The organism is Streptomyces sp. NBC_01390, from assembly GCF_045040105.1.
Taxonomy (GTDB): Bacteria; Actinomycetota; Actinomycetes; order Streptomycetales; family Streptomycetaceae; genus Streptomyces.
This window is the reverse complement of the sequence record NZ_CP109551.1, coordinates 7,253,432-7,278,971: the sequence shown is the minus strand read 5'-3', so window position 1 is coordinate 7,278,971 and position 25,540 is coordinate 7,253,432. Positions and strand designations below refer to the sequence as shown.

Here is a 25,540-nt window from a genome sequence, read left to right as displayed (position 1 = left end):
TCCATACCCCGCAGTCACTTACGCCCCTCCTACTTCTCGGCTTCACAGGGGTGTTGATCTCGCCGGGGTGGCTTGCACATACTCCACACGTCCAAAACGGGGGGTCGTGCGTTCAAGCGAGACCCAAGGACAACGGGAGAAGGGTCCCTTGAGCGACCACGCCAGTCATGACATTCCATCAACGCCCCCTGACAGGAAGGGAGTTCGACGCGGCGTCGCCGCCGCTGTCGCCCTCGCGCTGCTGGCCGGCGGTGCCACCGTCCTGGCCCTGAGCGACGACGGGCCGGCCGCGAAGGACTCACCCGCGGCGGGCGCGAAGGCCAAGCCTGCGAAGAGCGAGGCCGGGGCGGAGGACGCGGCCCAGCGAAAGGCGCGCAGGACCGGCAGACAGGTCGAAGTGGCCGCGCTGACCGACGAGTTCTCCCGGACGTTCGCCAATCCCGACGGCTCCTTCACCTACACGGCCTCGGTGGCGCCGGTGCGGGCGAAGAACGCCCAGGGAAAGTGGGCCCCGGTCGACACCTCGCTGCGGGAGGGAAAGGCCGGCTGGTCCACCGTGAACAGCCCCAATCCCGTGACTTTCAGTGCGGGGGACCCGGACCGCGCCCCAAGTGGAAGTAAATCCCAGGTAAACAGCGCGAGTTATTCCGGTAAATCGGCCAAGTCGGCGGTCAACACCGGAACAACGGCCGTCAACTCCGCCGTCTATCGCGCCCCGAGCAACAACTCGGCCGTCGCCGTACCGGCCGCCGATGACGCCGAACCCGACTGGACCTCGCTCCTGACGATGTCCGTCGAGGGCCACGAGATCGGCGTCGAGTGGCCCGGCACGCTCCCGGAGCCGGTCGTCGAGGACAACCGGGCGCTGTACGAGGGTGTGCTGCCGGACGTCGACCTGATGCTGACCGCGCGGGACAGCGGGTACACCCACGTCCTGGTCATCCACACCCCCGAGGCCGCCGCCGCGCTCGCCGCCGACCCGCCCCGCTACCGCTTCACCTCACCCACGCTCACCTTCTCGCTCGACCCGTCCACCGACGTCATGCGGGGCGAGGACAAGGACGGCAACGAGATATCCGTCTCGCCCACCCCGTTCCTGTGGGACTCGGCGGGCACACACGACACGGACACCCCGGCCGCCGACCCGGACACCGCCACCGGCACCAACGAGGACCCCGAGGAGGTCGAGAAGGCAGAAGTGGTCGCGGAGGCCGACCCCGTCGCCTACTCCCTCCCGGCCGCCGCCGCGAACGAGACCCTCGCGCTGCCCGCCGTCAACGGTCCCGGCGAGGGCGGTCACGCCGCCACCGCGGGGGCTGCCCTGAACCAGGTCAGCCGCGTCCTGACCATCACCCCGCCGGGCGACTACCTCGACCGGACGGGCGCCAAGGCACCGGTCTACCCGCTGTTCCTGGACCCCTCGACGTCCGCGCTGCGGTCCAACTGGACCAGCGTGTACAAGAAGTACCCCAGCTCCAGCTTCTACGACGGCGCCAACTACAACCAGGACACCAAGGAGGCCCGCGTCGGCTTCGAGCGGGACACCTGGGGCACCTCGCGTTCGTTCTTCAAGCTGAAGCTCCAGAAGTCCATCAAGGACGCGGACGTCTCCAGCGCCACCCTGAAGATCCTGGAGACCCACTCCTGGTCGTGCAGCAAGCGCACGATGCAGGTGTGGCGCACCGGCTCATTCTCCAGCGGCACCACCTGGAACAGGCAGCCGAGCTGGAGCAGGAAGATCACCTCCAAGTCGTTCGCCTACGGCTGGAAGTCCAACAGCGCCTGCCCCGACACCAACGTCAACTTCACCGTCACCTCGCTGCTCCAGGAGGCCGCCGACAACGACTGGACCTCCTTCAACGTGGGCCTGGTGGCCTCGACGTCCTCCTCCGCGCCGACCACCTCGGCGTCGAGCCTGGAGACGGACACGTACTCCTGGAAGAAGTTCCAGGCGGAGGGCGGCGGTTCGCCGACGATCGCCGTCACCTACAACCGCAAGCCGGGCAACCCGACCTCGGTCACCATGAGCCCCGGCTCCTGCGACACCAGCGCGTCGCCCTACATCAACCTGGGCAAGACCGTCCCGACGATCAGCGCCAAGGCCACCGACCCCGACAGCGACCTCGCCAAGCTGGAGTTCGAGGTCTGGCGCGAGGGGTCGTACGACGCCACCCACAAGTACTTCTCCGACCCGTCGGACGACGGCGAGACCGCCTCGGTCAAGCTCAGCTCCGACAGGTTCACGCTGTCCAACGGCAACAACTACGTGTGGCGGGTGCGTTCCTGGGACGCGAAGGTCAGCAGCGCCTGGTCGCCCACCAGCGGCTCCGGGTTCTGCCGCTTCCACTACGACGCCGACCTTCCCGACTCGCCCACCAACGTCACCTCGGTGGAGTTCCCCGCCGACAGTGACAACGACAGCAACGGCGAGGTCTGGTCCACGGTCAAGTTCGGCACCGCCGGGAACTTCACCTTCACCAAGGGCGCCGACAGCGACATCGTGAAGTTCGTCTTCTCGGTCAACAACACCACCTACGACCACTACGCCTGCGCGGGCACCAAGCAGGGCACGGGCGCGGCCACCTGCACCACCGTCATCACGTCGACGGAGGACTACACCGGGATGCAGCCCCCGGCGGCCGGCCCCAACACCCTGTACGTGAAGGCCGTCGACTCGGCGGGCAACATCTCGCCCAACCCGTACAAGCACACCTTCTACGTCACCCCGCGCCCGAGCGCCGACGCCGCCGGTGACCTCAACGGCGACGGCTCGCCCGACTACGGTCACGTCACCGCCGCGGGCAACCTCTGGATCAACACGACGGACCAGAACGGCAAGTGGAACGTCAGCTCCTGGGGCCAGCACGACAACGGGACCCTGCTGCGGGACGCCGGCACCGCCCCGCACATCTGGAACGGCGACAGTGCGAACCCCCTGTACGCCCTGGTGACCCACAACGGCGACTTCGCCCCCGGCGACGGTGTCACCGACTGGGTGATCCGTACGCCCGACAACCGGCTGTTCATCTATCCCGGTGACGGCTACGGCGCCATCAACGTCAGGGAGCGCGTCGAGGTCCGGCTGCCCGCCAACATGCCCGCCCCGTCCACCTGGTCGGAGATGAAGGCGGCGGGCGACCTCACCGGCGACGGCCGGCCCGAGCTGTTCGTCGCGGGCGGCGTGGGCGGCGGCGAGCTGTGGATCCTCTCCGGGTACACGGGCGGCGCCTTCACCACCGCCACCCAGCACACCACCACCTCCTGGGAGGGCCGCGACTTCGTGGCCATCGCCGACTACAACGGCGACAAGGCGATGGACATGACGTACCGGACCACGGCGGGCAACATCGTGCTGCGCAAGGGCATCCTCGGCAGTGACGGAGTGAGCACGGTCCTCAGCAGCCTGGGCACGTCGGGCGGCAGCCTGGACGGCGACCACGTGTACGGCGCCACCGCGTTCACGACGGCCGCCTACCCGCTGCTGTACGGCAGTCCGGACATCTCAGGCGACGGCGTCCCCGACATGCTGGCGACCAACAGCGCCGGTGCCCTGCTCCTGTTCGCGGGCTCCGCCACCGCCAACGACACGTCCCCGGACACGCTGGACGCCGACGGATGGACGACGGTGCAGCGCCTGGGCTGACGCCAGAGGTACACGGCCGAGGCACACAGCAGAGGGGCCCTTCCGTCCGGTGACCGGACGGAAGGGCCCCTCGTCGTTTCCCCTCAGGGACGCGTCAGGCAGCCGTTTTCCCCGTCGCCGTCGCCGGTGGCGTGGTCGCCGACGCCTTCCCCTTCGCCAGCGGCCACTCCTTGTGCAGCTCCCCCAGCGGAATCCGCTGCTGGAAGATCGGCGTGCCGAAGATGGTCAGCTGGAGCTGCAGGGCGCCGGACAGGTCCACGCCCCCGTAAAGGGCCCAGGAGCCCGACGCCGAGCCGGTGCCGTCGCTCGAACCCCCGGCCGAGGCGTCCGCCGCCACCCGGAGATACGGGGCGAGGTCGGCGCTGACGCCGACGGTGCCGTACAGGCCGATCGACGCCTCGGCGCCCAGGGACGCCTTGACGTCACCGGTCGCCGCGACGTCGACGTCCAGCGGGGTCCCCGTCATCGCGGACTCGCTCACCGGCGTCCAGCCCTTGCTCCAGGAGAAGGTGCCGCCGACGCGGAAGTCGCCCTTGAGGTCCTGCTCGACGTCGACGGTCACCTTGCCGTCGGCGGCGACCTGGAAGTAGCAGACGAGGTCGAGGTTCACGACGATCGGGATGGGGCCCGCCTGGATGACGGGGTCGGCGTGCAGCTTCGCGAAGGGCACGCGCAGGGGCTTGCCGTTGGTCGTGGTCGTACCGGCCGCGCGGCCCTTCAGCGACCACTTCGAGGCCCAGTCACCGGTCAGCCCGAGGAACGCGCCGCCGGGTGCGGAGCCCGTCCCGCTGCCGGAACCGTCGTACGAGAAGGCGACCTCGGGGGCGAGCTGGACGAAGCCGTGCACGGAGGCCGCCGCCGAGGCGGGAGCGCCCTCGGCCGTGGCGATGGCGGCGCCCACGTCGATACGCAGGCTGCCCAGCGGGAGCCTGGCGCCCTCGGGGCCGAAGGTGAGGTCGCCGGTCTTGGCCCAGGAGACCTTCACGCCCTCGATGAGCGGATCGACGTCGATGGCCGACGGGTCCACCGGAACGTCACCCTCGGCCTTGCTCTCACCGAGTACGGAGCTGAGTTCGGCGTCCTTGGTGACGACCTCCGTCCCACCGCCGGCGGCGTCACCGACGACCTCGGTCACCTCGGCCAGCAGACCGTCGGGGGCCCCGGGAGCGGGCGCACTGGCGATGACGTCACCGACGGCAACAGCCGCTGCGGGGGCGGCCGTTGGCGCCGACGCGGAGGTCGAGGGCGAGGCGGTGGAGGAGGGGGACGAGGGCGAGGACGGGGAGGAGGGGGAAGAGGGGGATGCGGAGGTCGGCGTTGCCGTGCCCTTGGCGGGCGGGGTCACGGACTTCGCGGTGATGACCGCCCGCCCGCTCTTCCTTTCGTACGAGGCGACCTTGAGCGACGACTTCCGCGCCACCCTGCCCGCCTTCGCGGCGTCCTGGGTCGCCACGGCCGTGGGGGCCGCGCCGCCCAACGGTGCCTGTACGACGGCGAGTTGGTCCGGAGTCGAGGTGGCGGCGGGGGTCTCGGCCGCAGCGGCGGCCACGTCGGCCTCCGGCGACGAGCTTGCGGAGCAGCCTGTGGTGAGCAGGGCCGCGACGGTGACCGACGCCAGCAGGGCATGTCTGGTGAGCTTGTGCACGCGTGGGGGTCCTCGGGATCGAGTTGCTCGAAGTACGGGACGGGGCACGGGGGTTGGGAGTCGGGCACGACTGACCGCCCGACTGGTTACCCTTCAGTAGCCACGCATGAGCATGCCAGCCCCACGCACCCCCCGAGGCGCGCTTCCTTCACTTTCTTCACATCACACTCCTGTGATGTGAATCACCCTATGGATCACTCTGTGGATCCGCCTTCTCCGTCGAGGCGGTACTGGTCCGACTGCACCAGGTACATCCGCCGGAAAAGCCCCGGTCCGTCACCGTCGGCCCTCATCAGGCCCTCGAACGTGCCGTGTTCGGCGACCCTGCCCCGCTCCATGACGTAGATCTCGTCCGCGTGCCGGACGCTGTGCAGCCGGTGGGTGATCAGGATGATCGTCTGGCCCGCCGCGGCAAGGCTGCGGATCTGGTCGAAGACGCGCTGCTCGGTCTCCGCGTCCAGGGCGCTGGTCGGTTCGTCGACGACCAGGATGCGGGCGTCCCGGTGCCGGGCACGGGCGATGCCGAGGCGCTGCCACTGGCCGCCGGAGATCTGGTGCCCGCCCTTGTAGCCGCGGGCGAGCAGCGTGTCCCACCCCCGGGGCAGGTCGGCGATGGTCTCGTCGGCGCCCGCGTACTCGGCGGCCGCGTGCAGGAGTTCGTCCTCGTGCGGGGCCTCGGGGCGGCCGATGGCGACGTTGACCCGGGCGGTGAAGGGCCAGCGGTAGAAGTCCTGGGCGACGACCGCGATCCGGTCGAAGAGGTCACCCCGGTCGAGCTCGGTGGAGTCGATCCCGTCCCACAGGATGCGGCCCGCGTCAGGCGCGTACAGCCCGCACAGCAGCTTCGCCAGGGTCGACTTCCCGCTGCCGTTGTTGCCGACCAGCGCGACGATCCGGCCGGCGGGGATGGTGACGTTCACCGCGTCGAGGGCGGGCTCGGTGGCCGTGCCCGGGTAGGTGAAGGAGACGTTCTCGAAGCGGATGGCGTTCACCTGGGCGGGCAGCGGGCGGCCCGTCTCCGGGATGAGCCGGCGGTCCGCCTCCTGGCACAGCCGCTCCAGGTCGGCGACGAACAGGCTCTCCTCGTAGAGGTAGTTGAGCTGGACCACCAGCCCCTCCAGGTTGGCGGAGCCGGTCCGGATGGCGATGACCGCCGTACCGGCGACGGCCAGGTCCATGGCCCCCGTCCACAGCAGCAGCCCGAGCACCCCGTAAGCGGCGGCCGTCGTGACGCCCGTCCACCCCGACGCGATCAGCCCGGTACGGGCGGCCAGCGAGGCGAGCCGGGTCTGTTCCCGCTCGCCCGTCTCGGCCATGGTCCTGAAGTGCCGCAGCAGGAACGGCCCGATGTTGTGCACCCGCACCTCGGACGCGGCCTGCGTGTCGATCAGCAGCCGCCCCAACAGCTGCCCTGCACGGGCGTGTTGGACCCAGGTGTGGAAGGAGACGTACCGGCGGCGGGCGATGGTGAGCGCGCTCCACGCGCTGGGCAGTGTCATCAGCGCGAGGAGCGGGAGCAGGGCCGGATGCAGCACGGTGAGCACCCCGGCGGCCGCGGCCAGCGCGATGCCCGCCGTCATGACGGACGTACAGAACCGGATCATGCGCCGCGCGGACTCGGCTCCGTACTGCGCGGAGTCGAGCAGCTTGTGGAACTCCTCGTCCTCCACGGCGGCCAGTTCGACCCGGGCCACTCGCTCCAGGTACTCCTCGGTCGCCACCCGGAACACCTTGGGCTCCAGCCGCCCGGTACCGGCGGTGGACGCGGACCGCAGCAGCGCCCCGACGATCGCGGTGACCGCGACGACCACCAACGCCGGTGCGGCGGAACGCAGTCGGTCGGTGGTGTCGCCGCCGCCGAGCAGTTCGGTGAGCACCCGGTTGACGGCGACGAGCCCGACCGCCTGCGCCACTCCCCCGCCCAACTCGGCGACCGCCACCCGGCGCAGGGCGCGCGGGTCGGCCCGGTGGGCGAGCCGGATGGTGGCCCCGATCAGCCGGGGCATCCGCGCGACCATGGTCCGTAACCCCAGCTCCAGAAACGACCCCTGGTGCTGGTTCCACCCCATGTCGTACCTCAACGGGCCGCCGAACAGCAGCCGTTCGGACTCGGAGACACTGTCGTCGTCGGGGGCCGGTTTCTCAGTGCCCGGTTCGTCGGAGGTGGGTTCGTCGGAGGTGGGTTCGTCGGAGGTGGACTGTTCCGTATGTTCGTCACGCGTCGTCATCCGGGTGATTCCCCCTTGGCGAACCGGTCGCTCGAGAACGGTCAGACGGTCACGCCCAGTTCTTCCCCCGCCTCACGCACGGCGCACGCGGCGACGGACTCGTTCTAAGTTCGAATCGCTCCCGAATCACCCTCGCGTCGCCCCGAGTTACCCCCGAACCGCTCCCTCGCGGAGTTCGTCGTCCGGTCCGGGGACCACCGTCCGGCGCTCCGCCCGTCGCCCGGCCGCCACCAGCCCCACCGTGACGCACACCGACCCCGCCGCCATCACCGTCATCGCCGTTGCCGGAGAAGTGAGTTGGGCGACCGTGCCCGCCAGGGCCGCGCTCACGCCCTGCATCGTGAGCATCCCGGCGGAGTGCAACCCGAGGGCATGGCCGGAGAGTTCGGGAGGGGTGAGGGACATCAGGCGTTCCTGCTGGACCAGGCTCGCGCCGTAGCCGATCGAGGCCACGCAGACCGTAACGGCCGCCGCCCACACCCCGGGGCGCAAGGCGAACAGCAGGTTCGGCACCGCCAGCAACAGCAGTAGCGGTACGGCCAGTTGGCGGCGCCGCCCGGGAGGTACGAACCGGCCGATCGTCACGTCCCCGATGAGCATGCCCAGGGCCGCGAAGGCGAAGAGGGTGCCCGCCGAGCGCGGATCGTAGGACACGTACAGGGACTCGACGCCGACGACCAGGCCGTTGGGGATCCAGAGGCCCAGATAGGTGAGCCTGCGGGGCCGGGCCGACCACAACTGGGCGTTCGTACGCCAGGTCTGGGCGATGGACGGGCGGCCGGAGAGTCGGGGCGGGCGGCGGGTCAGGCCCAGGCGGGTCACCAGCGCGCCCGCCAGGTAGAGGGCCGCCGAGGTCAGGAGCGTGGTGCGGGGAGAGAGGGCCGCCACCATGATCCCGCCCGTCGCGAAACCCGCGATCTGCATCAGCCCGTTGGACATGTTGAAGACCGAACGCCCCAGCAGATAGCCCTTCTTCTCCAGGATCTCGTTCTCCAGGATCTCGTTGAGCAGGCCCCAGCCGACCCCCGCCCCCAGCGACGCGATCAGCCCCAGGACGAGCAGCAGCGCGAAGACGGCCCCGATCGGCAGACCCGGGATCGCCATCGCGGCCGTACCGAGCGCGAAGGCCAGCGCGATGCCGGTCAGGGTCGCGCGCGGCGGCAGCCGGTCGGAGGCCGAGAGGAGGGTGGTCGCGCCGACCACCTGGGCGAGCTGGGGGCCGAACATGCTCAGAGCGGAGAGCAGGGGCGAACCGGTGGCGCGGTAGGTGAGGGTGGCGAGGGCCAGGCCGCCGATCGTCGAGGCGGCCGATCTGAGCGCCGTGGAGAGGAAGAGGGGAGTGAACTCGGGGGTGCGGAACAGGGCGGAGTAGCTACGCATGGGCGGAGTCTGCGAGGGACGCCGGCTCCTCGTTATTGTTTCGCGCACACGCGAAACGTCGTGAGAGTGGGATGAGAATGGGAGGGGGGCCGGCATGGGCTGGTGGCAGGTGAACGCCGACACCCTCGCCCGCAGCCGGTTCGTCGTCTCGCCCCTCGCCGAGACCTTCGCGAGCCTCAAACTGCTGCACGCCGGGGCGGCCACGCACCCCGGCGAGCGTGCCTGGCTGGCCGCCCACCTGCCCGCGTACCGCCGCCGTCTCGCGCAGGACCCCACCACCGCCCTTCTCGTCCGCATCGGCCTCGGGCGGGACTGGATCGCCGACTTCCTGACTCCCACCCCCCGGTACGGCGAGACGTTCGAGGAGGGTGTCGCGCGCGTCCGTGCGGTCGCCCCCGCCCTTGCCCGCGAGCACCTCGTCCGCTCCCGCCCCGGCCCGCTCCCCACCGCCCTCGCCGACCGGGACGACCTCCCCGAACGCGCCGCCGACCTCCTCACCCACATCTGGGAGGAGGCCGTACTCCCGGACTGGGACCGACGTCGGCGCGTCCTCGAAGCCGATGTGGCCGCGCGGACCTCGCGGGTCGGTCAGGACGGCTGGGCCGCCGTACTGGACGCCCTGCGCCCCGGCACCCGCTGGCTCGACGGCGACCGGCTCCAGGTGAACGCGCACGAATACCCGCCCCGCGAGATCTCCGGCGCCGAGCTGGTCTTCGTCCCCGTCACACCGAAGGCCGGGTGGGTGTCGTGGGAGGCGCCGGAGCGGTACGCGGTCATCTACCCGTGCGCGGGCGCGCTGGCGGGCCTGGACGGTCGTCGTGGCACCGCCTCCGCCGCTCTGGGGGCGCTCCTCGGACCGGCCCGGGCCGCAGTCCTCGTCCTCCTCGACTCGCCCCACAGCACCACCCACCTCACGGCCGTGACCGGGCAGACACTCGGCTCGGTCGGGCGGCATCTGCGGGTGCTGCTGGACGCGGGGCTGGTGGAGCGGCGGCGGGCGGGGCGGTCGGTGCTCTACTCGCGTACGGCTTCCGGTGAGGTCTTGGTCAAGGCTGCGGGGGCGGCGCCCGGGTCCGACACCTACCGGAGTTAGCATCCGCTTATGACCACTGATGCCAGTTCCCCCGCCTCCACCCCCTCCCCCGACTCCCCCCTGGCCGTCGAGATCGGCGCTCTCACGGGCGGTGCCGCGGACCTCGCCCAGTACGCGGGCAAGGCCGTCCTCATCGTCAACGTCGCCTCCAAGTGCGGGCTGACCCCGCAGTACGCGGGGCTGGAGAAGCTCCAGGCCCGGTACGCCGAGAAGGGCTTCACCGTCCTCGGGGTGCCCTGCAACCAGTTCATGGGCCAGGAGCCCGGCAGCTCCGAAGAGATCGCCGAGTTCTGCTCGGCGACGTACGGCGTGACCTTCCCGATGACCGAGAAGGTCGAGGTCAACGGGGACGCACGGCACGCCCTGTACGACCGTCTGGTCGGTTTCGCCGACGGTGAGGGCCACACCGGCGACATCCGCTGGAACTTCGAGAAGTTCCTCGTCGGCCGCGACGGCCAGGTCGTCGCCCGCTTCTCCCCGCAGACCGAGCCGGAGACGGACGAGCTGGTGAGCGCGGTGGAGAAGGCCATCGGCTGACCCACCCGCCGAGAACGCGCACAACGCCGGCAACCCGCCCCGCGCTCCACTCTGCGGCTTTCAGGCTGAAGCCTTCAGGGTGGGGCGCGGGGCGGCCTGGTGACGGCCTGGTGAGGGCCTCCGAGAAGTGTCCGGAAGAGTGCGGCGTAAAATATCCGGTCGCGCCCACGCGGGAACCGCCTGAAGCTGATGGGACTCTCTTCCGTCATGCCCCGGTCACCGCCCGGTCACATGGGGCCCTGTCAGCCAACGCTCGGGACACCATTAGCGTCTACCTCGGAAAGACCCCCTCAGGACAGACGCCCGCCAGTCGTCCGCGCGCGCCCGAGCCGAACGGAAACGGAACTTGCAGTGGCCTTTGCCGAGCTGACCCCACGCCGACCTGCCATGCGCGCCGACAAGCCCACGCAGGCACGTGAGGTGTGGCACGAGCGTCACCGGGTGGCACTGACGGTGACCGCGTTCGCGGTGCCGCTGTACTTCGTGTGGTGGGCGGTGTTCGCGACCGGCGGCGGCGACCTGGCCGCCCAGGTGGCGTGGGCCGAGTTCGCGAAGATGTACCCGGACTCCGCGTACAACCTGTTCTGGTACGGCGGACTCCACGCGGCCAACTACAGCCTGATGTCGCCGTACCTGATGGCCGCCATCGGGGTCGTCGCGGCCACCATGCTGTCGGGGGTCGCGGCCACCCTGCTCGGCGCGGAACTCGTGGCCCGGACGGGCGTACGCAAGCCGCTGTGGCCGGCCCTGGCGGTGGGGTTCTCGCTGTGGTGCCAGGTGATCTCGGGGCGCTCGACGTTCGTGCTGGGCACGGCCTTCGGGATGGCGGCCGTGCTGGCCGTGGTGAGCGGGCGCGGCGCACGGCACCTCGGCATTGCCGCCGTGTGCGCGACGCTGGCCACCACCGGCAGCCCCGTCGCAGGTCTGTTCGTCCTCGTCGTCGGCGCCGCCTACTTCCTGTCGCGCGACTGGGGCCGGGCGGCGGCCCTGCTGGTGCCGCCGGTGGCCGTCGTGGGCGTCACGACCCTGCTGTTCCCGTTCGAGGGCGAGCAGCCCATGCCGTTCAGCCGCATATGGCCGCCCGTCGTGCTGTGCGCGATCGTCGTCCTGACGGCCCCGAGCACCTGGCGCACGCTCCGTCTGGGCGCCGCGGTGTACGCGGCCGGCGTGGTCCTCTGCTACCTGATCCCGACCCCGATCGGTACGAACGTCGAGCGGCTCTCGGAGCTGGCGGCCCCGGCGACGCTGCTCGCCATCATGATGTACCGCACCGAGCGGCGGCAGCAGCAGGGCGAGGAGCCCGGCGCGGAGCAGGACGCCACCGTTCCCCGGCTGCCCCTTCCCTGGTTCACTGCCCGGCGGCGCATGGTGGCCCTCGGGCTCGCGATGGCCGTCGCCGTGAGCTGGCTGTCCGGCAAGACCATCGCCGACATCGTCACCAACACCACGGTGCCCGAGTGGGCCGTCAAGACGGACGGCGTCGTGAACGAGCTGAAGCGGCTGGGCGCCGAGGAGACGCGCGTCGAGGTCGTACCGGCCCGCGACCACCGCGAGGCAGCCATCCTCGCCCCGTACATCAACATGGCCCGCGGCTGGAACCGACAGGCGGACGTCGAACGGGGCCGGCTCTTCTACGAGGGCCACGGCGGCACCGCGGAGCCCGAGGGCGGCTTCTCCCCCGCGGCCTACAAGGCCTGGCTCTCCCAGTGGGCGGTAGGCTTCGTGGTCCTCGTCAACGGCGAACCGGACGGCCCGGCGAAGCTGGAACACGCCCTGGTGACCAGCGGGCCGAGCTATCTCCAGCCCGTCTGGGAGGACGCCAACTGGAAGATCTACCGGGTCAAGAACGCGACCCCGCTGGTCGACAAGCCCGCCTCCGTGGTCAGCGCCGACGGCGCCAACATGGTCGTCCGGATGCCGAAGGCCGGCGAGGTGACCGTACGGATCGCCTACTCGCCGTGGCTGTGGGCGGAGAACGGCTGCCTGACGGACGAGGGCGAGTTCACCAAGCTGACCGTCGAGCAGCCCGGTGACATCCGGATCAGCTCCACGTACGGCGGTCCGTCCCGGGAGACGGCGTTGCAGTGCGAGAAGGAAAAGGAAGCGGACGCAGACAAGTAGCGAAGCGGTAAGCGCAGAGGTCAGCGCAGGGACACAGGAACGCCCGCCCCGGTCGTACTACCGGGGCGGGCGTTCCTACGTACCAGCTGCTGCTGCTCAGCCGACGCGCGTGAGCTTCTTGTCGAAGCCGGGCTCGGTCAGGTCCTTCTGGAGCTGCACGGGGACCTTCACGGCGCCGTCGGCGCCGTCGCCCACGCTGAGGGTGCCCACCGGGGTACCCGCCTTGGCGGAGTGCGGCAGGTCGTCGGCGGCGGCGAACGACAGCTCGACCTTCCGGCCGGCCCAGCCGATCGCCGTGACGTCCTTCGACAGCACGACCGGGGTGTGCCCGCCGAGCCCGTCGTCGACGTATCCGACGACGTCGCCCTTCTTCAGGATCTTCGACGAGAGCAGTGCCTCACGGGCGGCGATCATGGCCGTTCGGCTGACGTTGTTGACGGTGTCGATGATCGGCGCCGTGTGCTGGCCGAGGATCGCGCCGACGACGATGGCGGTCTCCCCACCGACCTCCTTGGTGGCGGCGAAGAGGAGGTTGCCGCCGGCCGCGCTGGTGGTGCCGGTCTTGATGCCGATACCGCCGTCGGCCGGGATGACCTCGTTCCAGTTACGCCACTTCTTGCCCGTCGGGTCGTACCAGAAGGGCTGCTTGGTGATGTCCATCAGGGCCGGGATCCGCACCAGCTGGTTGCCCAGCTTCACCTGGTCCTCGGCGGTGGAGACGGTGGTCTCCTTGAGGCCGGAGGCGTCGGTGTAGGTGGTGTTCTTCATCCCGAGTTCCTTGGCGGTGTCGTTCATCTTCTTGATGAACGCCGTCTCGGTCCCCGCGTCCCAACGCCCCAGCAGCCGCGCGATGTTGTTCGCGGACGGAATCATGACGGCCGACAGCGCCTGCTGCAGGGTGAGGACGTCGCCCGTCTTGACGGTGTCGAGGGTCGACTCGCCCTTGCCGTCCGTGTTGTAGCCGCCCTCCTTCTCGGCGGTCGCGTCGATCTTGATCTTCGGGCCCTCCTCGCCGGACTTCAGCGGGTGGTCCTTGAGGACGATGTACGCGGTCATGGCCTTGGCGACCGACCCGATGGCGACCGGCTTCTGCTCGCCGAAGTTCCCCATGGTGCCGATGCCGTTGACATCCATCCAGCCCTGTCCGTCGGACGGCCACGGCAGCGCGGCGGCCGTCCCGTCGAAGGTGTAGGAGTCCTTGGCGGTCAGGGTGAGCTCGGGGGTCGGCAGCGGACGCAGAGCCTGTACGACTGCAAAGACGATCGCCAGCAGGATGGCGACCGGCGTCCAGATCTTGACGCGCCGCGCGATCGTCCGCACGGCGGTGTCCCGGGGCGGCGGCGTGTTCGTCAGCTCGGCGAGCAGATCCAGCGGCGGCAGGGGCGGCAACGGCTGCTGCGTCGTCCGCTCCGGCCCGACCTGCGGGATCGCGGCGGTGGCCTCGGCGGGCGTCACCTTGGCCGGCTGCGCGACCGGCGCCTTGCCCGGAGCCTTGGCCGGCTCACCGGCGGGCGGCACAGCGGGCGGCGCCTTACGGGTGGCCGGATCCTCCAGCTGCCTGAGCGCTACGAATTTGCTGGTGCGCTCAGCAACGGACTCACCCTTCGCCTCCGCACCGGCACCGGCATCGTCAGCCTTGGGCTCACCGGCCCCCTTGCCGGCCCGGGCGGGAAGATCCCCCAGCTTGAGCATCGTCGTCGGCTGATCAACCGCCGGCACGACGGGCGGCCGAGCAACCTTGAAAACGGCGGTGGGCTGATCGACGGGGGGCTTGTCGGCGGTGCTCTTGTCGGCGGCGGGCTGTTCGACGGACGGCTTGGGGGCCGCCGGGCCGTCGGATGCCTTTTCGGAGGCGGGGGCCGGGTCGGAGTCGACGTCAACACCGGGGGCGGAGCTGCCGTCGGGGGTGGAGCTGCCGTCGGCGTCGGCCTCCGCGTCGGGCTCGTGCCCCGAATCGGCCACGCTCCCGGACTCGGGGCCGGTGCCGGACTCAGGGCCAGTGGCGGACTCAGACTTGGTCTCGGCGTCGGTTACGGACTCGGCCCGGACTCCGGCTGCGGACTTGGACTCGGGCCCGGCCTCGGTGCCAGCCTTGGGCTCGGTCCCCGACTCAGTGCCGGCTGCGGAGCCGGACTTGGACGCCGCCTCGGACGCAGACCCCGTCTTCGACCGGGTCTCGGTCCCCGACCCGGAGCCGGTCCCGGTCCCGGTGACGGGCGCGGACGCAGGCGCGGTGCCCGCCCCGACTGCCGTCCCGGTGTCGGACTTGGCCTCCGGAGCGGAGTCGGCGCGGCCCACGCTCTCGGACCCCGCTCCGCCGACAGACCCGGGCTTGGACTGGGCGCCGGTTACGGACCCTGTGCCGGACTTGGGCTCGGCCCCCGACTCGGCTCCGGCTGCGGAGCCGGACTTGGACGCCGCCTCGGACGCAGACCCCGTCTTCGACTGGGACTCGGTCCCCGACCCGGAGCCGGTCCCGACCTCGGTGACGGGCGCGGACACAGACGCCGTGCCGGCCCCGGCTGCCTTCTCGGTGCCTGACTTGGTTTCTGGCGTGGCCCCCTTGCCGGTTGCCGGCTTCTGCTTCTGGTCCGCCGCGGGGCCGGACTCGGACGGAGACGCGGGGGCGGTGGCCGCCCCGGCTGCCGGCTCGGTGTCGGGCTTGGTCTTCGGTGTGGGAGTGCTGTCGGGTTCCGGCTTCTGGTTCTGTTCCGGTTCTGGCTTCTGAGGGCTCTCCGGTCCGGAGGCGGCCTCGGCGGTGTCGGCGGATGCCCCGTCAGCGGCCTCAGGGGCCTCCTCGGCGGCCTCGGAGGGCTCTTCGGGTCCGGCGTCGTCGGCGGCGCCGTCCGCGGGCTTCTCGGCGCCCTCAGGCGCGTCGGCAGGAGTCTCCGCGTCCGGGGTCGGGTTGGCGTCCGCATCGGGGTCGGGTTCCTCGGCGGCACCCTCGACGCCCTCACCCTCGCCCTTGTCGGCGCTGGAGACCCACGCGGCCACCGCCGCACGCAACCGGGTGCTGCCCGTGCCGTCGGTGCCGTCGGTGCCGCCGGCCGAGCCGGGCTCGGCGGCCTCGGGCTCGCTCGCCGCCTCCGGGGACGTGTCCCCCGTACTCGCGTCATCGGCGGAGCCGCTCGCACCCTCCGGGACCTGCGGGCGCTGGAACACCCGGGTCGCCGTGTCCACGCCACCGCGCGCCGGGGACTCCCGGTCCCGGGCCACCGCGAGCCGTGGGTCTCGGGCCCCGGCGCCGGATTCACCCCTGGCCCCGGGAACCGGACTCGCGCTCCCCGACGTCGGTTCTTCCGACGACTCGCGCTGCTTCGACCTGTCGGGGGACTCGCCCGCCACCGATGCCTCCTTGATGCGCCGCACGCTCACCGTGCGTGTACCGAACCGTGGACCGTCAATCGCCGCCCGAACAACACTGTCCGAACCGCCTACCAGTGTCCTGTGCGCGACCTTGACTCCTGAGGTAGACGAGAACGACATACCTACTGGTTCCACAACGAACCGGTCACGCCCTCTCGACAGATGAATGTGAGAGGGGTCACCCTGTCATTCATCCACGCGGGGAGGCATGGATGGGCAGGAGCCGCAGATCAATTCCGGAAGAGCTTCTTCTGCTGGCGTTGGACCCGGCCACGGGTACCACCGCACAGCCGCAGTCGCTCGACCTCGGTCTGGCCGGAGCACAGCTAGTGGAGCTGGCGATGGCCGGACGAATAGCCCCGGACGGGGATCGTATCGCCGTGGTCGTTCCACGGCCGACTGGAGATCCAACACTCGACAGTGCGTTGGAACTGCTTCGCCGACGCGGAGCACCCGTACGCGCAGTCAACTGGATTGGCGGGCCCCGCCTGGGGCTGCGTCAGACCTACCTCTCGCATCTCGAGCGGTGCGGCATGGTTCATGCCGTGGCGGGACAGATGTGCGGGGTGCTGCCGACAACTCGCTATCAGGCGACGGACACGGAGATCAGCCGGGAGATCAGAGCCCGACTGGACACCGCCATCCGCACCGGCGTCCCGCCGGACCCGCGGACGGCAGCGCTCGCCGCGCTGGCCCATGCGGTCGGTCTCGGCAAGCACCTGTATCCGGGTAACGAGGGACGTTCGTCCCGCTCCCGGCTGCGGGACCTGATCCGGCACGACCCCATGGGCGGTCTGGTGGCCCACGCTGTCATGGACGTGCAGAACGGCGTCGCGGTCCAACCGCGCCGCAGCCCGGCACCGGCCGGCCGTCAGGCCGCCCCCGGAGCCAGGCCCGCACCGGAGCCCGCACGCGGCGTTCCGATGCAACCGCACCGCGGATCGATGGCGCGCGCCGTGGCTCACTGAGCCGCAGTCCCACGGCGAACACCCGTTCCGCGAGGCACCCGTACGACCCCGCAGGACCCGCACGCGCACCACGCAAGACCTCAACAGCGCCGCACCGCAGTCCCCAAGACCGGTTCGGGAGCCGTCGGCCCGCGCGGGTCGGTGAGGGAACGTAAGGATGTCCGCACGGACTCCGACACGGCCCTCACCGCCCCGCGCGGCCGCATGTCCGGGGCCAGTTGCCCAGAGCAGGCAGCCGCAGGCACTCAGCGGGCAGTCGACAGGCACCCAATGGGCATCCGGCACATGCCGTCCGGCACATGCGGGTCCGAAGACGACCGGAAACGGACCCGGGAGGATAAGCGGAATCCGCCGAACTGGCGTGTACCGCGCGCATATCTCCCGCCTCGGCACCGCATATCCGCAGTTTCCCAGCGGTACCACGCACCTTGGTGGCAGTCTGCTCAACAGCAGATACGGAAAGTGGCAAGTACAGGCACGCAGCCGGAGGTGCACGTCCCATGGCGTCCAACGTCAATCCCACCGTCAGGCGACGCCGACTCGGCCAGGAGTTGCGCAGGCTGCGCGAACAGAAGGGCATGACGGCCGAAGAGGTCGCCGAGCGGCTGCTGGTCTCCCAGTCGAAGATCAGCAGGCTGGAGAACGGCCGCCGCAGCATCAGCCAGCGCGATGTCCGCGACCTGTGCGGGGTCTACGAGGTCGAGGACCAGCGGATGGTCGACTCCCTGATGGAGATGGCCAAGGACTCCCGCCAGCAGGGCTGGTGGCACGCGTTCGGGGACGTCCCGTACAGCGTGTACATCGGACTGGAGACGGACGCGGCGTCGCTGCGCGTCTACGACCCCCAGGTCATCCCGGGGCTTTTGCAGACCCGTCCGTACGCGGAGGCACTCATCACCGGCGCGCTGCCGGAGACGGCCTCCAGCGACATCGACAACCGGGTCCAGGTCAGGCTGCGTCGGCAGGAACGAATCACCGCCGTGGAGAACCCGCTGCGCCTGTGGACGGTGCTCGACGAGGCGGCGCTGCGCCGGCTCGTGGGCAACAAGCTGCTGATGCGGGAGCAGTTGGAGTCCCTGGTCGAGCAGTCGCAGTTGCCGCACGTCACGGTGCAGGTCATCCCCTTCGAGATGGGCGCCCACCCGGGCCTCAACGGCCAGTACGCGATCCTGGAGTTCCCCGACGCGGCCGATTCCAGCGTGGTCTACATCGAGGGCGTCACCAGCGACCTCTATCTGGAGAAGGCGCAGGACGTTCAGAAGTACAGCGTCATGTACGAACACTTGCGGGCACAGGCCCTGAACGTGGACCAATCCCGGCAATTCATCGCGGACTTGGCGAAAGAGTACGCACGCTGACGCCCTGGAGAAGCAAGGGCCGCACAGTACACCTCCGCATCACGCCAGTGGAAGACCCAGCTGGTATATGCCACCCGGTCGAGTGAACGGTTGGTCCGCATAAGGGCGTTGGCGAGTAGCGTCGATCAGGCCATCGAGGAACAACGTTGGCGCAAACCGTGCCGAGGGCTCCGCAGGGCGCCCTCCGGTCGGCGACAGCAACTCACCCCCTGGTCAAAGCGGAGCGAACATGGCAATTCAGCAAGGCGCCACGAGCACCTGGACGAAGTCCTCGTACTCCACGGGCAACGGCGCGTGTGTCGAGGTCAAGTCCCCGGTTCTCGCGGCGATGTCGGTCCGGGACTCCAAGGTCCCGGCAGGACCGACGCTGGCTTTCCCGGCCGACTCATGGAACTCGTTCGTGGCAGAGATCAGCCGGGGAGCGTCCGACCTCATCTGATGTTTCACGGCCACTTCTCACAACTCCATAAGCAGCACAGAAAGAGCCCTCTCGACTGGCCCGCCGTCCTGGCCGAGGGGGCTCGGCCGTGCCCGGAGACCCGAGCCACCACAACCGCTCCTGCACGCCGACGACGTCTACGCCCGCCGCGGGGGCTGGCGAGTCGTCGACGTACAGCACGACACCACTGGCCAGAGCGATCCGGCCAGCCCCCGCCAGCGCCCCGCCCCGGCCCGCGCCATCGAGACCCTCAGCACCACCGAAGCGTCCGTCCTGCTGACCATCTCAGCCAAGATGATCTCGCCGCTCTCGACGGGGCGCGCACAGGTCACCAGCCGCGTGAAACACGCCGGCGGTTTCATCCGCGCCATGGGCTGGGCCGAGGTCCGGTCCGCCACCAGGAGATCCGCATGAACAAGCCACACCGAGTCGGCACCCGGGACCGTCGGGCCGGGCCGCCCGGTGCGACGCGAGCCTGGCGGTAGTCCTCGTAGCCCGGCTCCCCTGTGGAGCACGGCGTGAGCCGGACATGGGGAGGATGCAGAGGAGACGCCGGATGCCGAGACCGGCCGTAGCGGGAGATCCCGCCGACCTCCCGGCTCATCAACTCTCACCCTAAGGGTTGTCCCGTAAATGATCTCCGAGCTGCCTCGGGCGTCGTTGGCCGTCGTGCGGGCCGCTCGCCTCCGGCGAGGGCGAGGTTCTGCATCCGGGCGATGCCGAGCACGGCGTGGTGGACTCCGTCGCCTTTGAGGCGGCAGTCGCGGAGGATCTTCCATCCGCGGACAGCGCCCCGGCGATCCGGTCCAGCACATCTGTGACCGAGCACGGTACCTGGCACGGATGGACAACTCCGAAGCACAGAATGGGCCCGCAGGTGACGTCAGATGGCCGACGCAGTAGAAGAGCGCCGGGCGCCTGCGCGTCGAAGACCGTACGAATCCTCGCTGCCACGCGCTGCGGCCTTCAGCTGCTGAGGTCGAACACGCCCCACGGGGTGAACGGCTCGGCCTGGACGTAGATCCTGCTTCCCCTGCCGACGACCCGGCGGCGGCCGGGAAGGTGGCCGTCGGGCAGGGTGAGCAGGTCGACGTCCGTTGGCTCGACGGATGCTTCGGTGAGCTCTCCGCGGGTGAGCCAGTCCAGCTCTTCTCCGTAGCCGCTGTAGAAGGCGACCCGCTCGCCGTGGACAGCCACCGCCTTGGCGCCCCGCACTCGGTTCGCCCACACCCTCACGGGCCGGTCGGGGCGTATCTCGACGAGCGGGAAGTCCGTGTACGTGCACGCCCAGGCGGTGGTGCCCGACACGTTCAGGGCGTAGCAGTCGAAGAGGCCGGGGATGCTTTCGCCGTCCGACGTCCAGTAGATGTGGCCTGTGGGGCTCCAGCGGCGGATTCCGGCCGGGTTCTCGTCGAAGTGCCCCACCCAGACGTGGCCGGCCTCGTCCACGAGCAGGTGCTCGATGGCGTCCCCGACGGAGAAGGACGAGGCCTCGCAGCCGAGCGCGTCGAAGACCTGGACCTGGACCTGGTCCGCGTCCTCGTACCGGCGGGTGCGGGATGCCGCGACGACGAACCCGCCGTCGGGCAGGCGGTCCAGGTGCGGCCAGCGGGCCCGAACGGCGCTCAGCACGGTGAGTTCGACGCTGCCGCCCGGATGGACGGAGACGACCAGAGCGTCGAAGGGCCGGGCATCGCCGCCGGGCTGCGGAGCGCGGTTGGCAAGCAGCCAGTGGGCGACGCCGAAGACGTCGACAGTACTGGTCAGAACCCGTCTTTGAACCTCGCTGGTGGGTCCCGTGAGGTGAGTGCGTGTTCCAGGGCTGTGGGGCCGGTTCGCAGAAATCCTGCTGGTGCCCGCTCGTTGAATCCGGATCACCTTCCGCTGCAAGTCATCCAGACCGGCACCGAGCCCTACCGCCTCGCCATCACCCAGGCCCAGGCCGCCGCACAAGGCAACACCGGCTGAGGGCGCCAGGCCGCTATCGTCGCCCGATGGCTGAAGATCTTGAGAAGTTCAACACCGCGATAACCGCCTGGCAGGAGTGGCAGGACGCCCCCTGGGGACGACTGCGCTACTCGATCGCTGAGGCAAACCTGCTCCGTCACCTTGGCGACATGGGCGGCGAATCGCTGCGGATACTCGACCTCGCCGGCGGCGACGGCGGAGACGCCGTCCGCCTCGCGGCCCGCGGGCACCATGTCACCATCGTTGACTACGCACCCGCCATGCTCGCAGCGGCCACCGAGCGAGCCGTGGCAGGCGGCGTGACGGAGCTGATCAGCTGCGTCGAGGCCGACGCGACCGATCTGCCCCGCGACCTCGCCAACGGGGAATTCGATGTCGTGCTCTGCCATAACCTTTTGCAATACATGAACGACGTCTCAGGCACTCTCGCCTCGGCACTCTCCCCGGTGAAGGCCGGGGGCCTGATCTCCGTCATGGCGATCAACCGGCATTCGGCGCCCTTGAACATCGCCGTCCGGGAGATGGACCCCGCAGCCGCGCTCGCCGCACTCGACACCGATCAGGCACGGACGCAGATGTTCAACTCGGCGTTGACACTCCACACAGCTGAAGAGGTCATCCGCACCCTGCGGGAGCTCGGATGCCGGGACATCGCCCACTACGGCATCCGCAGCTTCTGCGACTACATCACCAACGACGCACGCAAGCACGAACCGGACTTCTACGCAGCCCTCGAACGCCTCGAACTCGCCACCACCGCACGGTCGCCCTACATGCACACTGCCCGGCTCTTCCAGCTCACCGCCTGGAAACCGAGCTAAGGATCACCCTTCCACGGTGCCAGTTCTCGGTTGACGTCACTCAGTAGCTGATCACCTGATCGTTCGCTGAGAGAGCCTGCCGCCCTTGAGCGTGTGAGCGAGGACGGCGGGTTCTGGGTGGTGCAGCCAATGGCGCTGCTGTGGGCGTTGATTCGGAAGCAGGCCGTTGGCATCCTGAAGCAGATGATCAAGCGAATCGTAATGGTGGGGGCTGCGGGGTCCGGCAAGACCACGTTGGCCAGGGCCCTCGGGGAGACCCTGGAGACACCGGTCACAGACCTAGACCTGCTGTTCTGGGGGCCAGCTTGGAGTCGTGTCGAGCTCAACGTGTTCCGTGAGCGGACGCAGAAGGTGCTTACCAACGAGCGTTGGATCATCGCAGGTAGCTACTTCAGGCAGGTCGCCGATCTCGTGTGGGCTCAAGCCGATACCGTTGTGTGGCTTGACCTGCCGCGACGAGTCTCCTTCTCACGGGTACTCAGAAGGACAGTCCGGCAGTTCGTGCGACGCGAGGATGTCTTTCCTGGCTGCCGACAATCGCTGTGGGCGGCCTGGCGCGACCGGTTGTTCCACTCGGCCTGGCGCGAACCTGAGAAGTACCGCTCGGTGATTCCGGAACTGCTGGACCGGCCTGAGTACGGCCACGTGCGCTTGGTCCATCTGCAGAGCAGAAGGGCTGTGGCTGCCTGGTGGGCCAACTGCGTCGAGCCTGAGGGAAGTTTGCGGCAGGAGTCGGACGGCAGCAGCTAAGGGTTGTCCCGTAAATGATCTCTAAGTCGCCTCGGGCGGGGTCGGTCCTTGTGGGTCGTCTCGCCTACCCGGCGAGGGCGAGGTTCTGCATCCGGGCGATGCCGAGCACGGCGTGGTGGACTCCGTCGCCTTTGAGGCGGCAGTCGCGGAGGATCTTCCAGGTCTTCATGCGGGCGAAGACGTGCTCGACGCGGGCGCGGACCTGCTTGTGGGGTTTGTTGTGTTCCACTTTCCAGTCCGGCAGCTCGGTCTGGCCGCGTTCGCGTCGGTGCGGAATGACGAGTCCGGTTCCTGGAGGACAACCGGCTGGCGTTCCTCGACGCGGCCCGAGCGGTTATGGGATAGCCCCCAGTTGCCGGGCCCGTCGAAGATCTTTGCAGGACACCCCTTTAGGAGAGTTCCTTCCGCATCAACGTGCACATCGTTTCGTGACGGCGCAACGATCCATCGGGGGCTTGTTCGTCCCACGAGTCCGGCCGGCGGTCGTACGCGACATAGCCCAGTCGCTGGTACAGCGAACGAGCCCGGGGGTTGCCTTCCTCCACAGCCAGCTCGGCCCCCCGCAGACCGCGGTTCCTGATCCGCAGCTCCGCGGCTTCGACAAGGAACGTGCCGATCCCACACGACTGCAATGCGGGGTGGACTGCCAGCTGCCACAACGTGCCGACTCCCTCCCTGGCCTGGTAGTCGACACCGCCCTTCGCCACAGGGATGTCCGTCCCAGGGCAGACCGCCAGGTAGTCGACCTCACCAGCCCGGGCGCGTTCCAACTGCTGGGCGACGCCGGCCAAGTGGTGGTCAGACCCCGCCCACCCGCACGACGCCAGGTCCGCATGCACCAGATCACGGGCTGACAGCCTCAGTACAACATCGATCATCTTAGGTACCTCCGGCCAGTCAGCATCCACGCCGATCCCACGTGGCGCCAACCCGTTTCCTCAGCCCACGGCAGACCGCGCCCGCACCGATCGGAAGATCCTTTACGGGACAGCCCATAGGCAGCGGGGTTGGTGAAGACCTCGGAGCATCCGAGGTTCGAAGCCCGCGAGCGGCTGTCCGGCCAACTGCGTCCGGCACTCGAAGGCACGGTCCGCACGAATCTCCACCTGGGCGTGCAGCGCATTACCTCCAACCGGGAAGAGGGTGACCCTCAACAGCTTGCACACCGCACACAGTTGGACGGCCCCCCGCCAGTGAGCCGACCCATACGGCCACGCTCCTGAACCACTCCGACGGCTACCTCACCGCGAGGCTCTCTGGTCAACGCAGCTCGGCAACGTACAGGTCCGTCCCCGGCACCGTCGGAATGAACGGCGCTACAAACTCCACCCGCCCGAGGCCGACTTCGTTGACCGCCTCCTCCAGGCCCGTGAAGTGCCCCTCCCAGCAGTCCCGTGGATCCGCCTCCAGGAACCACAGCAGCGTCAGCCGTACGTCCACGCCCTCGACCTGCTTCACGTACGTCATCCGGTCACCGGGCAGCGGAGTCGGGTGGAAGACGGTGACCATCGCGGCGGGCGACCCGGCCAGCTTCCCGGGCAGGTACCGGGTCCGCAGCCACTCCAGCAACTCCGCCCGCGCCACCGGACTTTCGGCGTCGATGACCTGCAACACCAGCCCCGCGTAAGGGTGGTCGAGGGCGTGGAAGTCACGGGGGCCGGCGTCGCCGTCCCGGTAGACGGTCGTCTCGTGGTCCTGGAACGCGGTGAAGACGTGGGTACGGTCCTGGTAGACCCGGGCGTCGCGATTGAGCCGTTTGTTGATGCCGACGGTCCAGCGCATGTGGTCTGCGTAGCGGCCCTGGGTGATCCAGTAGGTGGAGAGGTAGCAGCCCGCCGTGACCGGTTGCGCCACCGCCGACTTCTCTGGGTAGCGCAGGAGTTGGAGGTCCCGGGTCGCCACCCAGCGGCGGCCCGAGAACATCCAGGGCATGGCCATCGCGCCCGCGTAGTAGTGATCGTCTTCGTACCAACGATTGTACTGACGTTCATGGCCCAGGTGCGGCTCGACCATGGTGATGAGCGCGTGGCCCGGGTGGACGCCGTACGGGCCGAGGGCCGCGAGTTCGGCGTACACCTCACTGCGGGTCTCCTCGATCGTCTCGTTCCCGGCCTCCCCGCTCCCGGCCTCCTCGTTCGCGACTGTTCCCTTCCCTGCCGTTCCCTTCTCGTCCATGTCCATCCCCTCTCCTCCTCTTCCTTCCTCCTTCGGACGCCCATACTCTGACGCTCCGTCAGATAATCCGCCAGAGTCGGGGAGGGCTTCGATGTCGCTGCTCACAGGGAAGACCGTGGTCGTCTCGGGTGTCGGTGCCGGGCTGGGGCGTCAGGTCGTGGCGGCTGTCCTGCGGGACGGGGGAAACGTCGCGCTCGGGGCGCGTACCGAGGCGCAGCTCGCGAAGACCGCCGCCGAGCTGGATCCGGACGGGGCGCGGACGGCGTACCGGACGACCGACATCACCGACGAGGGGCAGTGTCGGGCGCTGGCCGCGCTGGCGTGCGAGCGGTTCGGGCGGATCGACGCGGTTGTTCATGTGGCCGCCTGGGACAGCTACTTCGGGGGGATCGAGGACGCGGACTTCGAGAGCTGGGCGGGGGTCGTCGACGTGAACCTGCTGGGCACGCTGAGGATGACACGGGCCTGTCTGCCGGCACTGAAGGAGCGGGGCGGGAGCGTGGTGTTCATCGGGACGCAGTCCGCCGTGGCCGCGCCCTCGCAGGTGCGGCAGGCCGCGTACGCCGCCTCCAAAGGGGCGTTGACGAGCGCGATGTACTCGCTGGCCCGGGAGTTGGGACCGCACCGGATACGGGTCAACACCGTGCTGCCGGGGTGGATGTGGGGGCCGCCGGTGGAGGCGTACGTGCGGTTCACGGCCCAGGGGGAGGGGGTGCCGGAGACCGAGGTGCGGCGGCGGCTCGCGGAGCGGATGGCGTTGCCCGAGCTGGCCACGGACGGGGATGTCGCGGACGCGGTGGCGTTCCTGGCGTCGGAGCGGGCTCGGGCCATCACCGGACAGTCGTTGCTGGTGAACGCGGGTGAGCTGATGCGGTAGCTGATATTCCGCCAAACTTTCAGTGGTCGCGCCGAGTTCATGGACATGAACCAAGGTCAGTGCGGCGAACTTCTTTACTCCCTCTTGACCATACGAGCTGTTGTCGCTGCCATGCCAGCGAATCGACGATGAGCGGGCGCTCGACACCCGCGCTCGACCTGCTCGACGCCC

The 25,540-nt window shown here is 69.6% G+C and carries 18 protein-coding genes and 2 pseudogenes; 11 read left to right on the top strand and 9 right to left on the bottom strand.

The window, feature by feature from the left end:
* The first annotated feature begins 148 nt into the window (after positions 1 to 148).
* Positions 149 to 3,643, top strand: coding sequence for an FG-GAP-like repeat-containing protein (locus OG241_RS32855; protein WP_405820452.1), 3,495 nt, complete (start codon positions 149 to 151; stop codon positions 3,641 to 3,643).
* Positions 3,644 to 3,737: 94 nt separating this feature from the next.
* Here OG241_RS32855 and OG241_RS32850 read toward each other — a convergent pair whose 3' ends face one another.
* From OG241_RS32850 to OG241_RS32840, 3 genes are all read right to left on the bottom strand, one after another.
* On the bottom strand, positions 3,738 to 5,288 hold the full coding sequence (locus tag OG241_RS32850; RefSeq protein WP_405820450.1) for a hypothetical protein: 1,551 nt from the start codon (positions 5,286 to 5,288) through the stop codon (positions 3,738 to 3,740).
* 194 nt (positions 5,289 to 5,482) lie between these two features.
* Positions 5,483 to 7,357: an ABC transporter ATP-binding protein gene (locus OG241_RS32845; RefSeq protein WP_405826531.1), complete on the bottom strand. Its 1,875-nt coding sequence runs from the start codon at positions 7,355 to 7,357 to the stop codon at positions 5,483 to 5,485.
* A gap of 306 nt (positions 7,358 to 7,663) precedes the next feature.
* The gene (locus OG241_RS32840) at positions 7,664 to 8,896 is read right to left on the bottom strand and encodes an MFS transporter (protein ID WP_405820448.1); all 1,233 of its coding nucleotides are present in this window, start codon (positions 8,894 to 8,896) and stop codon (positions 7,664 to 7,666) included.
* A 94-nt stretch (positions 8,897 to 8,990) separates the two neighbouring features.
* Between OG241_RS32840 and OG241_RS32835 the strand changes: the two genes are divergently transcribed.
* The 3 genes from OG241_RS32835 to OG241_RS32825 all read left to right on the top strand — a co-directional run bounded on the left by OG241_RS32835 (position 8,991) and on the right by OG241_RS32825 (position 12,647).
* Positions 8,991 to 9,989, top strand: a complete 999-nt coding sequence (locus OG241_RS32835) for an ArsR family transcriptional regulator (protein ID WP_405820447.1) — start codon at positions 8,991 to 8,993, stop codon at positions 9,987 to 9,989.
* A gap of 9 nt (positions 9,990 to 9,998) precedes the next feature.
* Complete coding sequence (locus OG241_RS32830) at positions 9,999 to 10,526, top strand: glutathione peroxidase (RefSeq protein ID WP_405820445.1); 528 nt, start codon at positions 9,999 to 10,001, stop codon at positions 10,524 to 10,526.
* Between the two features lie 387 nt (positions 10,527 to 10,913).
* Entirely contained in the window at positions 10,914 to 12,647 is a 1,734-nt protein-coding gene (locus OG241_RS32825) for a hypothetical protein (protein WP_405826530.1), read from the top strand.
* 96 nt (positions 12,648 to 12,743) lie between these two features.
* Here OG241_RS32825 and OG241_RS32820 read toward each other — a convergent pair whose 3' ends face one another.
* Positions 12,744 to 16,016 carry a D-alanyl-D-alanine carboxypeptidase gene (locus OG241_RS32820; protein ID WP_405820443.1) on the bottom strand — a complete coding sequence of 1,091 codons (3,273 nt, stop codon included), beginning with the start codon at positions 16,014 to 16,016 and terminating at the stop codon, positions 12,744 to 12,746.
* Between the two features lie 209 nt (positions 16,017 to 16,225).
* Between OG241_RS32820 and OG241_RS32815 the strand changes: the two genes are divergently transcribed.
* The 3 genes from OG241_RS32815 (at position 16,226) to OG241_RS32805 (ending at position 18,778) form a co-directional block, all read left to right on the top strand.
* Positions 16,226 to 16,981, top strand: coding sequence for a GPP34 family phosphoprotein (locus tag OG241_RS32815; protein WP_405820441.1), 756 nt, complete (start codon positions 16,226 to 16,228; stop codon positions 16,979 to 16,981).
* A gap of 500 nt (positions 16,982 to 17,481) precedes the next feature.
* Positions 17,482 to 18,339 (top strand): helix-turn-helix transcriptional regulator, encoded by an 858-nt coding sequence (locus OG241_RS32810; RefSeq protein WP_006380955.1) that lies wholly within the window; start codon positions 17,482 to 17,484, stop codon positions 18,337 to 18,339.
* A 229-nt stretch (positions 18,340 to 18,568) separates the two neighbouring features.
* Complete coding sequence (locus OG241_RS32805; RefSeq protein ID WP_006380954.1) at positions 18,569 to 18,778, top strand: DUF397 domain-containing protein; 210 nt, start codon at positions 18,569 to 18,571, stop codon at positions 18,776 to 18,778.
* Positions 18,779 to 19,463: 685 nt separating this feature from the next.
* On the opposite strand, the pseudogene OG241_RS32800 reads toward OG241_RS32805, so the two are convergent.
* Positions 19,464 to 19,565: pseudogene (locus OG241_RS32800) on the bottom strand (IS5/IS1182 family transposase); the annotation flags it as partial.
* A 179-nt stretch (positions 19,566 to 19,744) separates the two neighbouring features.
* Positions 19,745 to 20,410, bottom strand: a complete 666-nt coding sequence (locus OG241_RS32795) for a hypothetical protein (protein ID WP_405820438.1) — start codon at positions 20,408 to 20,410, stop codon at positions 19,745 to 19,747.
* Between the two features lie 24 nt (positions 20,411 to 20,434).
* Between OG241_RS32795 and OG241_RS32790 the strand changes: the two genes are divergently transcribed.
* From OG241_RS32790 to OG241_RS32780, 3 genes are all read left to right on the top strand, one after another.
* A complete protein-coding gene (locus tag OG241_RS32790) occupies positions 20,435 to 20,746 on the top strand; it encodes a hypothetical protein (protein WP_405820437.1) in 312 nt (103 codons plus the stop codon).
* Positions 20,747 to 20,772: 26 nt separating this feature from the next.
* Positions 20,773 to 21,567, top strand: a complete 795-nt coding sequence (locus tag OG241_RS32785; protein WP_405820435.1) for a class I SAM-dependent methyltransferase — start codon at positions 20,773 to 20,775, stop codon at positions 21,565 to 21,567.
* Positions 21,568 to 21,660: 93 nt separating this feature from the next.
* Positions 21,661 to 22,317 (top strand): hypothetical protein, encoded by a 657-nt coding sequence (locus tag OG241_RS32780; RefSeq protein WP_405820433.1) that lies wholly within the window; start codon positions 21,661 to 21,663, stop codon positions 22,315 to 22,317.
* A gap of 64 nt (positions 22,318 to 22,381) precedes the next feature.
* On the opposite strand, the pseudogene OG241_RS32775 reads toward OG241_RS32780, so the two are convergent.
* The 3 genes and pseudogenes from OG241_RS32775 to OG241_RS32765 form a co-directional block, all read right to left on the bottom strand.
* A pseudogene (locus tag OG241_RS32775) lies at positions 22,382 to 22,612 on the bottom strand (transposase); the annotation flags it as partial.
* 94 nt (positions 22,613 to 22,706) lie between these two features.
* A complete protein-coding gene (locus OG241_RS32770; protein WP_405820431.1) occupies positions 22,707 to 23,195 on the bottom strand; it encodes a GNAT family N-acetyltransferase in 489 nt (162 codons plus the stop codon).
* A 382-nt stretch (positions 23,196 to 23,577) separates the two neighbouring features.
* Entirely contained in the window at positions 23,578 to 24,492 is a 915-nt protein-coding gene (locus tag OG241_RS32765) for a hypothetical protein (RefSeq protein WP_405820429.1), read from the bottom strand.
* Positions 24,493 to 24,583: 91 nt separating this feature from the next.
* On the opposite strand from OG241_RS32765, the gene OG241_RS32760 reads away from it, so the two are divergent.
* Positions 24,584 to 25,369 (top strand): SDR family oxidoreductase, encoded by a 786-nt coding sequence (locus OG241_RS32760; protein WP_405820428.1) that lies wholly within the window; start codon positions 24,584 to 24,586, stop codon positions 25,367 to 25,369.
* Positions 25,370 to 25,540: the final 171 nt, after the last annotated feature.

Bases quoted from the DNA above. Each gene is read 5' to 3' on its own strand.
- OG241_RS32785 (WP_405820435.1), top strand. From the start codon at position 20,773: ATGGCTGAAGATCTTGAGAAGTTCAACACCGCGATAACCGCCTGGCAG.
- OG241_RS32805 (WP_006380954.1), top strand. From the start codon at position 18,569: ATGGCAATTCAGCAAGGCGCCACGAGCACCTGGACGAAGTCCTCGTAC.
- OG241_RS32770 (WP_405820431.1), bottom strand. From the start codon at position 23,195: ATGATCGATGTTGTACTGAGGCTGTCAGCCCGTGATCTGGTGCATGCG.
- OG241_RS32840 (WP_405820448.1), bottom strand. From the start codon at position 8,896: ATGCGTAGCTACTCCGCCCTGTTCCGCACCCCCGAGTTCACTCCCCTC.
- OG241_RS32845 (WP_405826531.1), bottom strand. From the start codon at position 7,357: ATGGGGTGGAACCAGCACCAGGGGTCGTTTCTGGAGCTGGGGTTACGG.
- OG241_RS32830 (WP_405820445.1), top strand. From the start codon at position 9,999: ATGACCACTGATGCCAGTTCCCCCGCCTCCACCCCCTCCCCCGACTCC.
- OG241_RS32760 (WP_405820428.1), top strand. From the start codon at position 24,584: ATGTCGCTGCTCACAGGGAAGACCGTGGTCGTCTCGGGTGTCGGTGCC.
- OG241_RS32815 (WP_405820441.1), top strand. From the start codon at position 16,226: ATGGGCAGGAGCCGCAGATCAATTCCGGAAGAGCTTCTTCTGCTGGCG.
- OG241_RS32765 (WP_405820429.1), bottom strand. From the start codon at position 24,492: ATGGACGAGAAGGGAACGGCAGGGAAGGGAACAGTCGCGAACGAGGAG.
- OG241_RS32790 (WP_405820437.1), top strand. From the start codon at position 20,435: ATGGACGGAGACGACCAGAGCGTCGAAGGGCCGGGCATCGCCGCCGGG.
- OG241_RS32810 (WP_006380955.1), top strand. From the start codon at position 17,482: ATGGCGTCCAACGTCAATCCCACCGTCAGGCGACGCCGACTCGGCCAG.
- OG241_RS32835 (WP_405820447.1), top strand. From the start codon at position 8,991: ATGGGCTGGTGGCAGGTGAACGCCGACACCCTCGCCCGCAGCCGGTTC.
- OG241_RS32825 (WP_405826530.1), top strand. From the start codon at position 10,914: ATGCGCGCCGACAAGCCCACGCAGGCACGTGAGGTGTGGCACGAGCGT.